The 14,859-nt window shown below is 57.0% G+C and carries 13 protein-coding genes; 4 read left to right on the top strand and 9 right to left on the bottom strand.

The annotated features are described in order from the left end of the window. Positions 1 to 201 precede the first annotated feature (201 nt). From RB2501_RS03885 to RB2501_RS03870, 4 genes are all read right to left on the bottom strand, one after another. Positions 202 to 2,928, bottom strand: coding sequence for a helix-turn-helix and ligand-binding sensor domain-containing protein (locus RB2501_RS03885; protein WP_238528101.1), 2,727 nt, complete (start codon positions 2,926 to 2,928; stop codon positions 202 to 204). A gap of 89 nt (positions 2,929 to 3,017) precedes the next feature. After that, complete coding sequence (locus RB2501_RS03880; RefSeq protein WP_015753441.1) at positions 3,018 to 3,431, bottom strand: YeeE/YedE family protein; 414 nt, start codon at positions 3,429 to 3,431, stop codon at positions 3,018 to 3,020. Positions 3,432 to 3,433: 2 nt separating this feature from the next. Further along, positions 3,434 to 3,991: a YeeE/YedE family protein gene (locus tag RB2501_RS03875; RefSeq protein WP_015753440.1), complete on the bottom strand. Its 558-nt coding sequence runs from the start codon at positions 3,989 to 3,991 to the stop codon at positions 3,434 to 3,436. Positions 3,992 to 4,070: 79 nt separating this feature from the next. Continuing rightward, positions 4,071 to 5,318, bottom strand: coding sequence for an NAD(P)/FAD-dependent oxidoreductase (locus RB2501_RS03870; RefSeq protein ID WP_015753439.1), 1,248 nt, complete (start codon positions 5,316 to 5,318; stop codon positions 4,071 to 4,073). Between the two features lie 251 nt (positions 5,319 to 5,569). On the opposite strand from RB2501_RS03870, the gene RB2501_RS03865 reads away from it, so the two are divergent. From RB2501_RS03865 to RB2501_RS03855, 3 genes are read left to right on the top strand one after another with little or no spacing between them, the layout of a single operon-like run. Beyond that, positions 5,570 to 6,790: a sulfite oxidase gene (locus RB2501_RS03865; protein WP_041326970.1), complete on the top strand. Its 1,221-nt coding sequence runs from the start codon at positions 5,570 to 5,572 to the stop codon at positions 6,788 to 6,790. After that, positions 6,790 to 7,254, top strand: coding sequence for a hypothetical protein (locus tag RB2501_RS15740; RefSeq protein ID WP_049764833.1), 465 nt, complete (start codon positions 6,790 to 6,792; stop codon positions 7,252 to 7,254). The genes RB2501_RS03865 and RB2501_RS15740 overlap by 1 nt, the downstream gene beginning before the upstream one ends. A gap of 7 nt (positions 7,255 to 7,261) precedes the next feature. Then, complete coding sequence (locus tag RB2501_RS03855; RefSeq protein ID WP_015753436.1) at positions 7,262 to 8,197, top strand: sterol desaturase family protein; 936 nt, start codon at positions 7,262 to 7,264, stop codon at positions 8,195 to 8,197. Positions 8,198 to 8,234: 37 nt separating this feature from the next. Here the strand turns inward: RB2501_RS03855 and RB2501_RS03850 are convergent, their stop codons facing one another. The 5 genes from RB2501_RS03850 to RB2501_RS03830 all read right to left on the bottom strand — a co-directional run bounded on the left by RB2501_RS03850 (position 8,235) and on the right by RB2501_RS03830 (position 13,065). Beyond that, a complete protein-coding gene (locus RB2501_RS03850) occupies positions 8,235 to 8,822 on the bottom strand; it encodes a rhodanese-like domain-containing protein (protein WP_015753435.1) in 588 nt (195 codons plus the stop codon). Positions 8,823 to 8,826: 4 nt separating this feature from the next. After that, the gene (locus RB2501_RS03845) at positions 8,827 to 10,245 is read right to left on the bottom strand and encodes an MBL fold metallo-hydrolase (RefSeq protein ID WP_015753434.1); all 1,419 of its coding nucleotides are present in this window, start codon (positions 10,243 to 10,245) and stop codon (positions 8,827 to 8,829) included. 65 nt (positions 10,246 to 10,310) lie between these two features. Beyond that, complete coding sequence (locus RB2501_RS03840) at positions 10,311 to 12,011, bottom strand: SulP family inorganic anion transporter (protein WP_015753433.1); 1,701 nt, start codon at positions 12,009 to 12,011, stop codon at positions 10,311 to 10,313. A 26-nt stretch (positions 12,012 to 12,037) separates the two neighbouring features. After that, a complete protein-coding gene (locus tag RB2501_RS03835) occupies positions 12,038 to 12,670 on the bottom strand; it encodes a Crp/Fnr family transcriptional regulator (protein WP_015753432.1) in 633 nt (210 codons plus the stop codon). A 5-nt stretch (positions 12,671 to 12,675) separates the two neighbouring features. Then, complete coding sequence (locus RB2501_RS03830; protein WP_015753431.1) at positions 12,676 to 13,065, bottom strand: hypothetical protein; 390 nt, start codon at positions 13,063 to 13,065, stop codon at positions 12,676 to 12,678. Between the two features lie 145 nt (positions 13,066 to 13,210). Between RB2501_RS03830 and RB2501_RS03825 the strand changes: the two genes are divergently transcribed. Further along, positions 13,211 to 14,854: a hypothetical protein gene (locus RB2501_RS03825; protein ID WP_015753430.1), complete on the top strand. Its 1,644-nt coding sequence runs from the start codon at positions 13,211 to 13,213 to the stop codon at positions 14,852 to 14,854. Positions 14,855 to 14,859 lie beyond the last annotated feature (5 nt).

Raw genomic sequence — 14,859 nt, 5'->3', positions numbered from 1 at the left:
TTTCTACTAAATTATCAAATTTGATTCCGGGACAGGTAAGAAATAAACTCTTCATGAATACAACAGGATTTCAACTGGCGATAATGCCCGCTATGCGGCGTCTCCCGGAGTCACCTCAACAGAAAAAGAAAGCATATTTTAACAGTATGATGTAGTAATGATGAGTTTCAAATGCTTCTTTATCAAGAAGAAACAAATTCATCATTTGAATTTGATGAGGTAATTGGACATGTTTTGAGAGCTGTCCAAACGAAGCTTTTTACGTAGTCTGTACCGGTGAATCTCCACCCCCCGCACGGAAATCCCCATCAGCGGCGCTATTTCCTTTGACGCCAGATTCATCTTAAGATAGGCACACAGGCGCAAGTCTTTTGGCGTCAGATCCGGAAACTGCTCCAGAAGGTTTTCGAAAAAATCCTCGTGTAATTCCTTGAAACTTACCTCAAAGCGCTTCCAATCCTCCTTGTTGTTAATTGAATTATTCAGCTTCTTGATAACCTTCCGGTACCCGGGGCGATTGCCAAAGGACTCCTTATTGGCCATAAGCATATTCTTGAGCTCGAGGATCATTTCATTATTCCGGGCCAGGTCCATGGTGCTTCTGGCCAGTTCTTTTTGCTTCAGCTTGATCTCCCGGGACATTTTCTCCTTTTCCAACCGCGCGAGATGGACCGCCTGTTCCCGTTGCAGCTCCTGTTCGAGTTTTCTTCGCTTCCGATTGTACTTTCTCTGGTTATAGACCCGTACGGCAAAAATAAGTCCGACCCCCATCATTGCGTATAGTATCAGACTCCAGGTGGATAAATACCAGGGAGGTTCCACATAAAATTCCAGGATTGCCGCTTCGGACCGCTGATTCCCGATCCGAATGGTGCGAACCCCCAGTTCATAGCGTCCATATGGGAGGTTCTGAAACACGAGGGTTCCATTATCGGTAATACCACTTTGGCGAACAGGCCCCTTGAGTTCGTACTGATATCGCGCCTGGGGCATGGAGGGCGCAGCTACCGCTACTTCGATTTCCCGGCCCATCCGATTGGTAAAAGTGAGGTTCGAATCGAGCGGATGCAGGGCCTGTGCATCCGCAATGCGATAAAAATCGGGAACCGGCAGGTCCATGTCTCTCGATTTCCCGACAAAGGCATTGAAGTTCAGCCGGGCAAAACCATCCCTCAGGGTAATGTAGTAAAGACTATCATTTCTTTTAATAATGCGGTCGGATTCTGCGGTCAGCCGCCGTCGAAGTTCCTGGTCGTCGAGGATAACCTGAAATTCCTTGAGGTCGGTAATGGTGATTACACGCGAACCGGTATTTCCCACAAACCAGTATCGCTCATCATCAAAGTAGAGCAATTCCGAGTTGCTGAAAGCCTCGAAATCCTCAAAATTCGTTAGCCGGTCCAGGATGGGGTCATAGCGAAACCAATTGCCGTTACTCTGCAGGATGATCTGGTTCTTGATACGGTACAACCGCACGTTGTAAATGTTTGGCAATTCCTCCCCGGTAAATCTGCGGACGGTCTGCAGGCTGTCGCGGTTTTCGTTTAATACAATCCGATACACCCCTCTATAGGAATGCGCCGCCCACAGGGTGTGCTCATCTTCAAAAGCCAGATATTTAATCGGCTCCTGCAGCCCCTCCAGGTAGTCTACCTTCCAGGCGGCGTCCGGACCCTGCCGGAATTTAGCCAGGCCTACGTATGTGCCCTGCATATATTCGTCTTCCGATTCGGGAATCCGCGCCATAACATATCCTCCGGCATAATCCGACACGGGCTGGAAGGAGTTCTTGCCAACGAGAAAAGTCCCCGTATTATGCCCGCATAGTAAGACATCTCCAACATCCTGAAGGTCCCAGACGTGCCCCTGGGAGCCCGGCACAAAGCTGAGGGCGGAGCCTTCAAAATAATAGACCCCCGTGTTGGTTCCCAGATACAGCGTGCTGTCGCGAAATGCCATATCGTATGACGTTCCGGCTACCCCTGAATAATCCGTATAGAATGTGAGATAATTATTCAGGTGAAACCGGTCTATCCCATTATCGAGGCCCACCCACAACTGGTCGGCGAATTGTGCAAAAGCGTGTACCGTGTTGTTCTGCATGCCCTCCTGCCGGCTGAACACTTCAAGTTGATCCGACTTCCTGTCGTACAGATACACCCCGTTCTTGATGGTCCCAAAGGCAATCTTCCCGTCGGACAACGGGTAGATCTGATTTAACTGGAATTCCCTGAGCGGGCCGTTGATCGTCTCGGGCAAGGGGGTCAACCGGGTCCCGTCAAACCGATAGCATCCGTGCAACTTGGTACCTATAAGCATACTCTCCCCAAAGGGGGCGAGGTCTGCGATCACCCGGTCTTGCAGGGCGGGGTCATCCAGGACCAGTTCCCAGGTATTCTCATGTATCTGGTAGATCGCCCGATGGCCCCCGGCCATCCATAAGTCTCCGTTCCAATGGGTAAGGGCCGTCACCACAAAAGGTGGGTTCAGCACCTGGATCGCACGGCCATCATATCGGTAAATCGATGAAAAAGAACGGAACCACACATCCCCATCTACGGGCAGGATCTGCCAGAATTCCTCGCTGGTAAAGGTGTGGTCCCGGATCAGATTGGTTAGGGAGGTATATTCCAGAATTCCCATCCGATTCTTCTCCCAATAGCCAAATTCCTCGTACGACCCGGTATAGACCCTGTTTCCAACACAGGCCACTGACCGGATGACTGTATTGTTCGGGAGGCGATACAGCTCCCAATGCTCCCCGTTGAAATGGAGCAGCCCCTTGTTGTTGGCCGCATAGAGTTCGCCATTACTATCCGTGTCCAGCCCCCAGTTCTTGCTTGCGGTCTGGTAGTCATTCACCCCGTAGTTCCGGATGGAAGGACGCAATTGCTGACCCCTGGCCATACAACCCAAAAGTATCAGCATGCTCAAAAGTTGCAATCCCCTTCTCATCCGCTACACTGTTTTGTCCGGACTAAATTAAGAAAAGCACTTCAGTGGCGGGCCCTTTACATTCAGTGGGGCAATTTATCCCGGAGCAGGCCGTAAAACCAGGTGCCTAGCATGGCCCCGAGGAATACCACCAGGATGGGCAGGAATCCGGCCCCGGCAAGGGTAAAAATCGGGCCCGGGCAGGCCCCGGCCAGCGCCCAGCCCAAGCCGAAAATAAGGCCGCCGATCGCGTAGCGTGCAAAGCTTTTGTCCTTGGGAGGGAAAACGATGGCTTCCCCGTAAAACGAGCGGATATCAAACCGCTTAATAGCCCAGACAATCAGGACCCCGAGGCCGACAGCCGTGCCGATAATGCCGTACATGTGGAAGGCGTCGAACCGGAACATCTCGTAAATCCGGAACCAGGAAGCCGCTTCGGATTTAAACATCGTAATGCCAAAGAAAATACCGATCAAAATATAGAGGATACTGCGCATGGTCAAAAAATTAAGGGGAACAGGAAATAAATCATGATCATCCCGCCGGCAAAAAACCCGACGACCGCCAACAGGGAAGGCCATTGCAGGTTGCTCAGGCCGGAAATGGCGTGCCCGGAAGTACACCCCCCGGCATACCGGGCACCAAACCCGACCAGTAGCCCGCCCAGGGCAAGCAACAACATGGATTTCGGGTTGGTGAATTGTTCCATGGAGAAGAGTTCGTCGGGGAGGTACGCCGCCCCGGCACTGTCAAACCCGAGCGTCTGCAGCCGGGCTACCGTATCCGGGTTAATTTGAACCGCATCATCCGGGGTCATAAAATTGGCGGCGATAAAACCGCCGATTACGGCGCCGATCACCACCAGCAGGTTCCACTTCTGGGTGGCCCAGTCAAAGCGAAAAAACTCCGTACTCCTGTCTGCGCCGCACATCGTACAGAGGGTGCGCAGGTTCGAGGACATTCCGAAATTCTTGCCGGTAAGGAGCAATAGCAGCATAACCAGTGCGATGGCCGCCCCGGAGACGTACCAGGGCCAGGGTTCATATATCCAGTCCATTCAATTTGAATTTGGTTTAGGGCAAATCTACGAAGTCCGGGGCAGACCCCGGGTAACCCAGGTTACATCCGGAAGGCAATCAGACCGCTTTCCCCTTCAGCATCTTGTTCCAGTACAGGTAGGGCAACCCGTATTTCTTGAGTATCCACAATCGCCAGGACTCTTTGGAGGAGTCCGAAATCAGCAACTGCCTGAGTTTCGGGTCCGGGGTAAACTTGTTATCGTAGTCAAATTCGGCCAGGACCATCTTGCCGTAGTCGGTAACCAGCGGGCAGGAGGAATAGCCATTATAGGTAGGGGATCCCAGTATGTTCGCCTCCCGCAGCCGCATGATGTTTTCCGTGACTACAGGTACCTGTTTGCGGATGGCTGCACCGGTTTTGGCGGTCGGAAGCCCGGCTACGTCTCCCAGGCTGAAAATGTTCGGGAACCGGTTGTGCCGGAGCGTATGCGGGTCCACATCCACCCATCCCGATTCATTGGCAATCTCCGAATCCCGGACACATGCCGGGGGAGCCGACGGGGGTGCCGTGTGCAGCATATCGAAATGGATGCCCGTAAGTTCCCCGTCCTGTTCTGTTTTGATATCCTTGTGGTTGTATTCCTTCTCGTGGTCGGCGAATTCGTACCAGGCAATTTGGTTCGGGCCGTCTACCCGTACCAGCTTATAGCCAAAACGCAAGTTGATGTCCTTCCTGTCCACCACGTCCATCAGCGTTTTCTTTATTTCCGGGATACCGAAAATAACCGTCCCCGGGGTGGCAAAAACCACCTCTGTACGATCCCGGACCCCGGACTTGCGGAAATAACTGTCTGCCAGGTACATGATCTTCTGGGGCGCGCCGCCACATTTAATGGGGGTGGTGGGCTGGGTGAACAGGGCGGTGCCCCCCTTAAATTCCCGGAGCACCTTCCAGGTGTGCTCCGGGTCCGTATAATTGCTGCAGACAACCCCTTTGTCGAGCGCTTCGGCCAGGCCGGGGACCTGTTCCAGGTCGTAGACCAGGCCGGGGGCAACCACCAGGTAGTCGTAGCTGTATGAATGTCCCGCATCCGTGGTAACGGCGTGCTTTCCAGGCTCGAAACCAGCGGCAGCCTCCCGCAGCCAGGTGGCGCCTTTCGGGATAACCGAAGCCATGGGCCGGGCGGTTTTCTCATAGGAATAGGTGCCGGCGCCCACCAGTGTCCAGGCCGGCTGGTAATAATGGGTTTCGGCGGGTTCCAGGATGCCGATCTTCAGCTTGTTGTCCTCTTTGAGGAGCGAAGCAGCCATCATGATGCCGGCGGTTCCCCCCCCGACAATCAGTATTTCAAAATGCGTGTCCATAGCTGGTGGTTTATTGTGTACAAGTTAGTGGAAACCCCCGTGTAGTTTGGTAACACGGGTTACACAAGCGGAGTTTTTATTCGCGGTATCCATGCCGTTCATGGGCCGGGGGTTCCCAAGGTCCGGGTACCGGGTCGGAATGTGGTCATTCCGCATTGGAACACCCGGGGTATCGCGTTACTTTTGTAACTTGAGTTGCGGTCACGGATGTTCAAAATACGTACGTTCGGGGCCTGATCAAATCCGCGCATATGGACAGACGAAAATTCGTGGGCCGATCGGCCCTCGCTTCCATGGGTGCCCTGCTGGGCGCCGATATCGTTTACGGCGACCGCCTTCCGGAAGGACTCGAGCTGCTGGGCCTGCAGGACCCGGACCCTTTTTCCCTCTTCGACAAGGACCCGGAGATGGTGGTGCGCAACAGCCGGCCCTGGAACCTGGAAGCCCGGGCCCACCTGCTGGACGATGCGGTAACCCCGAACAAGTACATGTTCATCCGCAACAACGGCCTGATCCCCGAAAGGCCCGATCCGGCAGCCTGGACGCTGACCCTTGACGGGGAAGCGGTACGCGGGAAGAAGTCCTATACGCTGGCCGACCTCAAAAACAACTTCCGCAAATACACCTACCGGCTCACCCTGGAATGCGGCGGGAACGGCCGGAGCGAATTCAACCCGCCGGCCTCTGGGAACCAGTGGGAGGTAGGGGCTGTTTCCTGTGCGGAGTGGGGCGGGGTACGCCTCCGGGATGTCCTGGAGGATGCCGGGTATACGGACCGTGCCGTCTATGTGGGGTACCATGCCGCGGATACCCACCTGAGCGGCGACCCGGGTAAGGAGCCCATTTCCCGTGGGGTACCCATGGAAAAGGCCCTGCAGGACGAAACCCTCCTCGCCTACGAAATGAACGGCGGGGATATCCCGCTGGCACACGGGTATCCGCTCCGCCTGGTGGCCGGCGGCTGGCCTGCCTCGGCTTCCGGGAAGTGGATTGAGCGGCTGAGCGTCCGCGACCGGGTCCACGACGGGGCCAAGATGACCGGAGACTCCTACCGGGTCCCCTGCCGACCCGTGGCGCCGGGGACCCCGGTTCCCGATTCGGACATGTGCATCATCGAATCCATGCCCGTGAAATCCCTGATCACCTACCCGAAAACCGGGGCGACACTGGCGCGTGGCCGCTCCCTTCCCTTCCGGGGGCACGCCTGGGCCGGGGAGCTGGAAGTTGCCCGGGTGCGCTACTCCATTGATTTTGGCAGTACCTGGCAGGACTGCCGGCTGGAGGCACCCGCCAACCGACTGGCCTGGCAGCGATTCTCCGGGGAGGCAGAATTCCCCCGGGAAGGCTATTACGAACTTTGGGCGCAGGCCGAGGACAGCCAGGGCCGGGCCCAGCCCATGGTACTCCCCGGGTGGAACCCGAAAGGGTACCTCAACAATGCATGCCACCGGATTGCCGTAAAAATTACATGATGGAAACATCGCGTGGAAACCGAAAACGCGGGCACCTGCCCGGTATCTTGCTGGGCGGCGCAATCCTGCTGGCCCTGGGGGCCGCCCTCTGGTTCCGAGATACGGCAGGTGCCGGAAGCCCTGCCGAAACCGGCCCGGAAACGGCAGACACCGCCGGGATTGCCGCAGGGGGCGTCAGGGACGGCATCCACCTGGCCACCGGCTTCCGGGAAGGGGACGGATTGCCCCTGGTTATTACCCACTGTACCCCGTGCCATTCCGCCGAACTGGTAACCCAGAACCGGATGACGCGGGAAGGGTGGGAAAGCACCATCCGCTGGATGCAGGAAACGCAAAACCTCTGGGACCTGGGTGAAAACGAGGCGGCCATCCTGGATTACCTCGCCACCTACTACGCCCCGGAAGAGCAGGGGCGGCGTCCGAACCTGGAGGACATTGAATGGTACGAACTGGAATCCGATTAGAAAGAATATGGAACCCTATTTGGAAGCCTTTTGGAATGCCCTGGCCGGGACGGTGAACTGGACCTGGAAATCCATCCTTTTCCAGGTACCCTGGTACATGAATTATTTCTGGGGGCTCGTCCTGATTTCCCTGGTGGTCTGGCTCCTGGAAATCCGCTTTCCCTGGCGCCGGGACCAGGCAATTTTCCGGAAAGACTTCTGGATGGATGCCGGGTATATGTTCTTTAATTTCTTCCTCTTTGCCATCGCCATATCCGGGTTCTACCGCATCCTGCAGCTGGCCTTCGGCGAAATCGGGATCCGGGCAGACAGCCTGGCCCTGGTGGACATGAGTGCCTGGCCCTCCTGGTTGCAACTCCTGATATTCTTCGTGGTGCTCGATTTTGTGCAGTGGTTTACCCATATCCTTTTGCACAAATACCCGGTATTCTGGCAATACCACAAGGTACACCACAGCGTCAAGGAAATGGGGTTCGCCGCACACCTGCGGTACCACTGGATGGAGAACATCCTCTACAAGCCGCTGAAAACCTTCGGGGTGATGGTCCTCGGCGGATTTGAGCCGGAACAGGCCTATGTGGTCCACTTTGCCGCCATTGCCATCGGCCACCTGAACCACGCGAATATCAAACTCACCTGGGGGCCGCTCAAGTACGTCCTCAACAACCCGGTCATGCACCTCTACCACCACGCGTATCACCTGCCCCAGGGTAAGTTCGGGGTCAATTTCGGCATCAGCCTGAGTTTGTGGGACTACCTGTTCGGCACCAAATACATCCCGGATGACAGCGGGACCATCCCGCTGGGGTTCCCGGGGGATGAATCCTTCCCGCGGGATTTTATCGGGCAAAACCTCTACGGTTTCCGCCGCTCCCGAAAAAGCAGGAGGAATCGGGGTAAGGGAAAGGAAGGCAAAGACAGGCAGGAACCGGCTGGCCAATAGGGAAGCGTCTGAATGTTAATTTACGCAGTGCTGCCGGCTAATACACCTTATGCCCCCGGCGCAGCCATCGGCCCCAGGCCCGGTTGTAGGCGTGGATTTTTTCCGTCGGGCCCGAGCGGTCCTCCACAGGTTGCCCCTGGTTGACCCATTCGAAGATCCCCCCGTACAGGTTGGACACATCCTCGAAACCCGCGGCCCTGAGTTCTTCCGTTATTTTCTCGCTCCGGTATCCCACGGAACAATACACCACTACGGCCTGGTCTCGGGGAACCGCGCTAACCCGGTCCAGGCTGAAATCGTCGAAGCCCACCCAATAGGCTCCCGGGATACGGCTAACAACGAACTCCTCCAGGCTTCTGGAATCTAGGAAAACCAACGAATCCCGGCCGGCCGCATCGCTCACTGCAATCTCCGGAACCGAATGGGAAAGCAGGCTTTCCAGGCGTTCGGCATACTCCGGGTCGGCCACCGGTTGCTGCGCCCGGCCTTCAATGGCCGTGAGCGACCCCAGCACCGGCAGGATTGCCAGCCAGAACGCAAAAAGGAACCGGCCCGGCCGATTCCCTTTCACTCCTTTTCCATATCGTTTCTTACGCAAGCCCCATTCGCTGTCTATATGCGCCATACACTTATAATAAAGTCGTCGGGCAAATATACTCAGACTTTGGCAGGTGGCTTTTCTTCAGGGCGTCGAACCCCCCGACAATATCGGCAAAATCATCCCATCCGCGCTGTTTCAGGATCGAGGAGGCAATCATGCTCCGGTATCCCCCTGCGCAGTGCAGCACAAATTTCTTGTCTTTCGGGAATTCCGCCAGGTGTTCGTTGATCTCTTTTAGCGGGATATTAATCGCGTCCAGCAGGTGCTCCGAGTCGTATTCGCTCCTTTTCCGCACGTCGATAATGACGGGCGCCTCCCCTTTTGAGGCAAGGGCTTCGAGTTCCGCAACCGTCATCCTGCCGGTGCTTTCCACCTCGCGGCCGGTCTGCTTCCAGGCGTCAAAACCCCCTTCCAGGTACCCGAGGGTTTGGTCATACCCCACGCGGGAAAGACGGGTTACGGCCTCTTCTTCCCTGCCGGGCTCGGTTACGAGCAGGATGGGGTGCTGGACATCCGGGATGAGTTCCCCGACCCAGGGGGCAAAATCCCCTCCCAGGCCAATGTTCACGCTGTTGGGGACGAAACCTTTAGCGAAGGTTTCGGCATCCCGGGTGTCGAGCACCAGGGCTCCGGTTTCGTTGGCGGCCGCTTCAAAGGCAGCGGGGCTCAGCGGCTGGTTGCCGCGCTTCATTACGGTATCCAGGGATTCGTAGCCCTTGATGTTCATCAGCACGTTCTGCGGGAAGTAACCGGGGGGCGCTGTGAGCCCCGTCAGGAGTTCCCCGATAAATTCCTCCCGGGTCATATCCGCCCGGAGGGCGTAATTCACCTCTTTCTGGTGGCCCAGGGTATCCGTGGTTTCCTCACTCATCTTCTTGCCGCATGCAGACCCCGCGCCGTGGTTCGGATACACGATCAGGTGGTCCGGCAGGGGCATGATCTTGTTTCTCAGCGAGTCAAAGAGATGGGAGGCCAGTTTTTCCTCCGTCAGTTCGGATACTACGTGCTGCGCCAGGTCCGGCCGGCCGACGTCACCTATAAACAGGGTATCCCCGGTGATAATACCGTGCTGCCTGCCAGCTTCGTCAATGAGCAGGTAGGTGGTGCTTTCCATGGTGTGTCCCGGGGTGTGGATGACCTTCACCTGGTAGTCGCCCACCTCAAAAACCTGTCCGTCCCCGGCGATCAACGCCTCATAGCCCGGTTTTGCATTGGGGCCAAAAACGATCTGCGCCCCGGTTTTTTTCTGCAGGTCCAGGTGCCCGCTGACAAAGTCGGCGTGGAAATGGGTTTCGAAGACGTATTTGATTTGCGCCCCGTCCTTGTTGGCCCGGTCGATATAGGGTTGCACCTCGCGTAAGGGGTCAAAGACGGCCGCCTCGCCGTTGCTTTCGATGTAGTAGGCTGCGTGTGCCAGGCAGCCGGTGTAAATTTGCTCAACTTTCATGGGTGTTTGCATTTGCGTTTTGCAGTAAAACTACAAGGCAAACGCCCATTAAACAGTGACTTGGGTTACACAGGCGGGCGGGCGGACTGGGTGGAGACTTTCCGTTCCATCTCGGTCTTACCGGTAGCCGTCCGACAATGCTCAAAGGCCTCGAACGTGCGGACAAACTGGTTCTCCCTCCCGATTTCTTCTGCCAGGCCGCTGCTGAAGAGGATGTCGCGGGTGGGGCCGATAGCTCCCGCCAGGAGCAACCGGATCCCGTCGCGCCGGAGGTCCCGGATCAGGGCGCGGAGCATATAGACAGCCGAACTGTCGATATAGCTGATCGCCTCTGCATTCAGGATGACAAACTTCAGGTCCGGCCCCTTTTGCCGGGTGTGCTTTACCAGTTCCTTGCGGAAATAATCCTTGTTCCCGAAAAAGAGCTGGCCGTCGAAGCGCAGAATCAGGAATTCGGGGAATTCCTCGATATCATCTGAAAACCGGTTGATATTCTTGAAGTAATCCGTGCCGCGAATCCGGCCGAGGATAGCGATATGGGGCTTGGAAATGCGATACACCAACAAGAGCAGGGAAAAGAGGACGCCAAGCAGGATCCCCTCCACAATGCCGAGACCGAGGGTCAGGGCGAATGTCGCCAGCAGCAGGATGAATTCGTCCTTCCTGTTTTTCCAGAGCTCCCGGGGGTATTTCAGGTCGATCAGGCCAAAAACGGCCACCATGATGACCGCGGCCAGGATGGCGTTGGGCAGGTAGTGGAACAAGGGAGTCAGAAACAACAGTGTAGCCCCCACCACCAGGGCGCTGAAGACCGAAGCCAGGGGTGTCTGGGCCCCGTTCTGGTCGTTGACCGCCGTCCGGGAGAATCCCCCGGTTGTTGGGTAGGACTGGAAAAACGACCCCAGGATATTGGACAGGCCCAGGGCCCGGAGTTCCTGGTTGGCGTCAATCCGGTTCTTACCGTGCTTTTCCTCCACCGCCTTCCCCACTGATATCGCTTCCATATAGGCGATAAGCGCCAGGGTCAGGGCAATCGGGAAAAGTTGGGATACCCGTTCCATATCGAGTTCCGGGAGGCCGAATTCCGGGAGGCCCGCCGGGACCGCGCCGACGATCTTCACCCCGGCCTGGTCCCAACCCAGCAGGAACACGGCCAGGGTGCCGGCCACGACTCCCGCCAGCGACCCGGGCATGCGGGGCACCCATTTCTTCATCCCGACAATCAGGGCGATACCCGCCAGCCCAAGCCCGAGTGTGGGCAGGTGGGTGTCCGGCAATGCCGCCGCGGCATGGGACACCAGCTGCTGGATGCGGTTGCTGCCCGGTATTTCCACGCCCAGCAGGTGTTTTAACTGGCTCAACCCGATGATGATGGCGGCCGCAGAAGTAAAACCGCTGATGACAGGCCGCGATAAAAAATTGACCAGGAACCCCATCCGCAACAGGCCGAAAGCCAGTTGGAGCACCCCCATGAAAAGCGCCAGGAAAACCGCCATGGCGATGTACTCCTCGATGCCCGTGAGCGCCAGGGCCCCGAGGCCACTGGCCACCAGGAGGGAATCCATGGCAACCGGCCCCACGGCGAGTTGTCGGGATGTCCCGGTCAGCGCATAGACCAGCTGGGGCACCAGGGCCGCATACAACCCAAACACGGGCGGGAGGCCGGCGATCATCGCATAGGCCATTCCCTGGGGAATCAGCAATATCCCCACGGTGAGTCCGGCCGCGAGGTCTCCGGGCAACCAGGCCTTCTTATAGCCGGGCAACCAATCCAGTATGGGAAGGAATCTTTTCAGAGATCCAGGATTTTTATATGGTTCCGGTGCAATTCTATTTTCCCCATCCGTTCGAGCTTCTTCAACAGGCGCGAGATCACCACGCGGGAGCTGTGCAGGTCATAGGCAATTTCCTGGTGGGTATTTCGGATGATCGGTTCGTTTGTAATCCGCATTTTCTCCCGGAGGTACCCAACCAGTCGCTCGTCCATGTTTTTGAAGGCAATGCTGTCAATGGCCTGGAAAAGTTCGTTCATTCGCTGGTTGTAGCTCGAAAAGACAAAGGTGCGCCACGACAGGTACCTGGCAGTCCACTCCTCCATCTTCCGAACAGGCACCATGATAAGCCGGGCATCGGTTTCGGCAACGGCGCGGATTTCGCTCCGGGTCTGTCCCATACAGCAGCTCATGGTCATCGAGCACGTATCGCCCTGCTCCAGGTAATAAAGCAGGAGCTCGTCCCCGTCCCCGTCTTCCCGGAGAATCTTGATCACCCCGGAGAGGAGCAGCGGCATGCCCTTGATATACTCCCCGATCTCCAGCAGTTTGTCCCCGGCGGCTACCTGGCGGAGGACGCCCACCTCGGCAATCTCCTCGAGGAGGGGTTCCTCAAACTGGTTTCCGTATCGCTCCCTGAGTTCCCCGATCATGGCGGTTATTTATTGTTTCTCGCAACCTCCGGGTCGAACTTGAAAAAGAAATTGGCCCAAATGGATTTGGAGACGGCCCCGATCCAGGGCATCAGCAGCACGAGCGCAGCGACAATCACGCCGAAAATCCCGCCTGCCCCGAGTTGGACGCCGGACAGGAGTATCAGCACGTAAACCGCAATGGCCACTGCCACGCCCACGGCATAGGACACATACATGGAACCGTAGTAGAAACTCGGTTCAATTCGGTATTTCAGCTGGCAATTCGGGCAGGTTTCCCGAACGCGGTTCATATTGCCGAGGTCGTAAGGGTGGCTGCGGAGAAAAGCCCCCTCGTGGCAGCGGGGGCACCGGAGCAACAATATGCTGTAGAGTTTGCTTCCTTTTCCAAACATCTCGAGAAATTTAATGCAAAGATACATATAACCGGCATGGCGTCATGTTACCGCAGTTACACTGGAAAAAAGCCCGATTGCACAGCCCGGCAAAGGATCACGCCGATCTTTAGTATCTTCAGGCCATCCCCCTTGGCCCGATCCCATGCAAATCAAAATCCGGAAACGATATCCCCTCCTTGTACTGTTTCTACTCGCGGCCTCGGCAGCCTTTTGGCTCAACCCCATCCTGGAAAAGGTCCTGGAGGGGTATATCCGGCGGGAAATCGTCCTGCACAGTGCGGAAGCCGGTTTTTCCCTGGATTACGAAGCCCTGGAGCTCGACATCTTTTCGGAAAAGCTTAACCTGCGGCAGGTTCGGGCACGGGCGGCGGACGACAGCCTGCACCCCGGGGGCGAAGGCCTGGGCACCCTCCGAATCGGGCGCATCACCCTGGAGGGGATTAACCTGACGAATTTCCTGTGGAACGAGACACTTTCCGTCCGGTCCATTTCACTGGATACGCTCCAACTGAATTTGCGCAGGGCGCTTGCGGATTCCGCATTGGGGGGCGAAGATTCGAAGCTATCCGGGACGCGCATCGACTCGGTCCGGTTGCCGGGTATCGAACAGGTCCGCCTCAGCCGGTTTGAACTGGACCATTTCCGCCTGAACCTTACCGGGTACGCACAAAGTGATACGGTGGCATCCTTTTACGGAGACCGGTTGCTGGTGGAAGGGGTTGGCCTCTCGGCGGACGCCAGAGGAACGGGCGCCTACCTGGTCCCGGAGCTCGCGGGCCTGGAATTGGAACTCAGCCGGCAGCGCTATACGCTTACCGGGGCCTCCTACGAATTGTACTTTGATCGCTTCCGGTACCGCCATTCGGACAAAAGCGTACGGGTAGACAGCCTTGCCTTCCGCCCCTTAATGGATACCGGGTTGTTCGCCGAGGCTCACGCCCACAGCTTTGAAACCTACACCGCCCGGTTCTCCCGATTGGATATTGCGGGGTTTGACCTGGACCGCCTGCTGGCCCAGGGCGATTTGCGGATGCGATCCGTAGCGGTGGACCGCCTGCAAGGGAGCATCTTCCGCGACAAGACCAAGCCCTATGAAACCGAGCGCCGGGTACCCCTGCCCGACGATGCGCTGATGGAATTGGAGTGGCCGCTGCGGATCGATACCGTCTCACTGCGCCATGCGAGCCTCGAGTACCGGGAGAAGGTACAGGAATCGGGGCCCGAAGTCCTGGTGGATTTCCCGGAACTACGCGGCCGCATCGTCCATATAGTATCGGGGGCTGCTGCCCGGGACACCGGCGACACCCTCAAGATTGACCTGCAGGGTACTTTGCTGGGGACGCTCCCTGTGGAAGTTTCCCTGCAATTGCCTTATGCCACGGACCACTTCCACATGAAAGGGCTCACCCGGGGCAGTTCCCGACTCCACAAACTGAACCCGACCATCTACCCGGCCATGGAAATGCGCTTTACAGGAGGCAGACTAAACGGCATGTATTTCCACGCCGACGGTACGTCGCGGCGGATGACCGGGGAGTTGACCATGTTGTACGATGACCTGGAAGTGGCCTTCATCAAGGATGACGGCAACCGGAAAACCACGCTCTCCTGGCTGGCCAATACCCTGGTGCGCAATTCCAACCCGAACCGGCGGGGCAAAACCATCGTCGGCGCCATCGAATTTACCCGCGTCCCGTACAAGGGCGTCTGGAACTACGTCTGGAAAGGCGTGCAGTCCGGGGTGGAGAACTCGCTGAACCCCCTGGGCGACCGGAGGACGGAATAAGGCCC

It is taken from the genome of Robiginitalea biformata HTCC2501 (assembly GCF_000024125.1).
Taxonomy (GTDB): domain Bacteria; phylum Bacteroidota; class Bacteroidia; order Flavobacteriales; family Flavobacteriaceae; genus Robiginitalea; species Robiginitalea biformata.
This window is presented reverse-complemented; position numbering and strand designations above follow the sequence as displayed.

Bases quoted from the DNA above. Each gene is read 5' to 3' on its own strand.
- RB2501_RS03885 (WP_238528101.1), bottom strand. From the start codon at position 2,928: ATGCTGATACTTTTGGGTTGTATGGCCAGGGGTCAGCAATTGCGTCCT.
- RB2501_RS03880 (WP_015753441.1), bottom strand. From the start codon at position 3,431: ATGCGCAGTATCCTCTATATTTTGATCGGTATTTTCTTTGGCATTACG.
- RB2501_RS03875 (WP_015753440.1), bottom strand. From the start codon at position 3,991: ATGGACTGGATATATGAACCCTGGCCCTGGTACGTCTCCGGGGCGGCC.
- RB2501_RS03870 (WP_015753439.1), bottom strand. From the start codon at position 5,318: ATGGACACGCATTTTGAAATACTGATTGTCGGGGGGGGAACCGCCGGC.
- RB2501_RS03865 (WP_041326970.1), top strand. From the start codon at position 5,570: ATGGACAGACGAAAATTCGTGGGCCGATCGGCCCTCGCTTCCATGGGT.
- RB2501_RS15740 (WP_049764833.1), top strand. From the start codon at position 6,790: ATGGAAACATCGCGTGGAAACCGAAAACGCGGGCACCTGCCCGGTATC.
- RB2501_RS03855 (WP_015753436.1), top strand. From the start codon at position 7,262: ATGGAACCCTATTTGGAAGCCTTTTGGAATGCCCTGGCCGGGACGGTG.
- RB2501_RS03850 (WP_015753435.1), bottom strand. From the start codon at position 8,822: ATGGCGCATATAGACAGCGAATGGGGCTTGCGTAAGAAACGATATGGA.
- RB2501_RS03845 (WP_015753434.1), bottom strand. From the start codon at position 10,245: ATGAAAGTTGAGCAAATTTACACCGGCTGCCTGGCACACGCAGCCTAC.
- RB2501_RS03835 (WP_015753432.1), bottom strand. From the start codon at position 12,670: ATGATCGGGGAACTCAGGGAGCGATACGGAAACCAGTTTGAGGAACCC.
- RB2501_RS03830 (WP_015753431.1), bottom strand. From the start codon at position 13,065: ATGTTTGGAAAAGGAAGCAAACTCTACAGCATATTGTTGCTCCGGTGC.
- RB2501_RS03825 (WP_015753430.1), top strand. From the start codon at position 13,211: ATGCAAATCAAAATCCGGAAACGATATCCCCTCCTTGTACTGTTTCTA.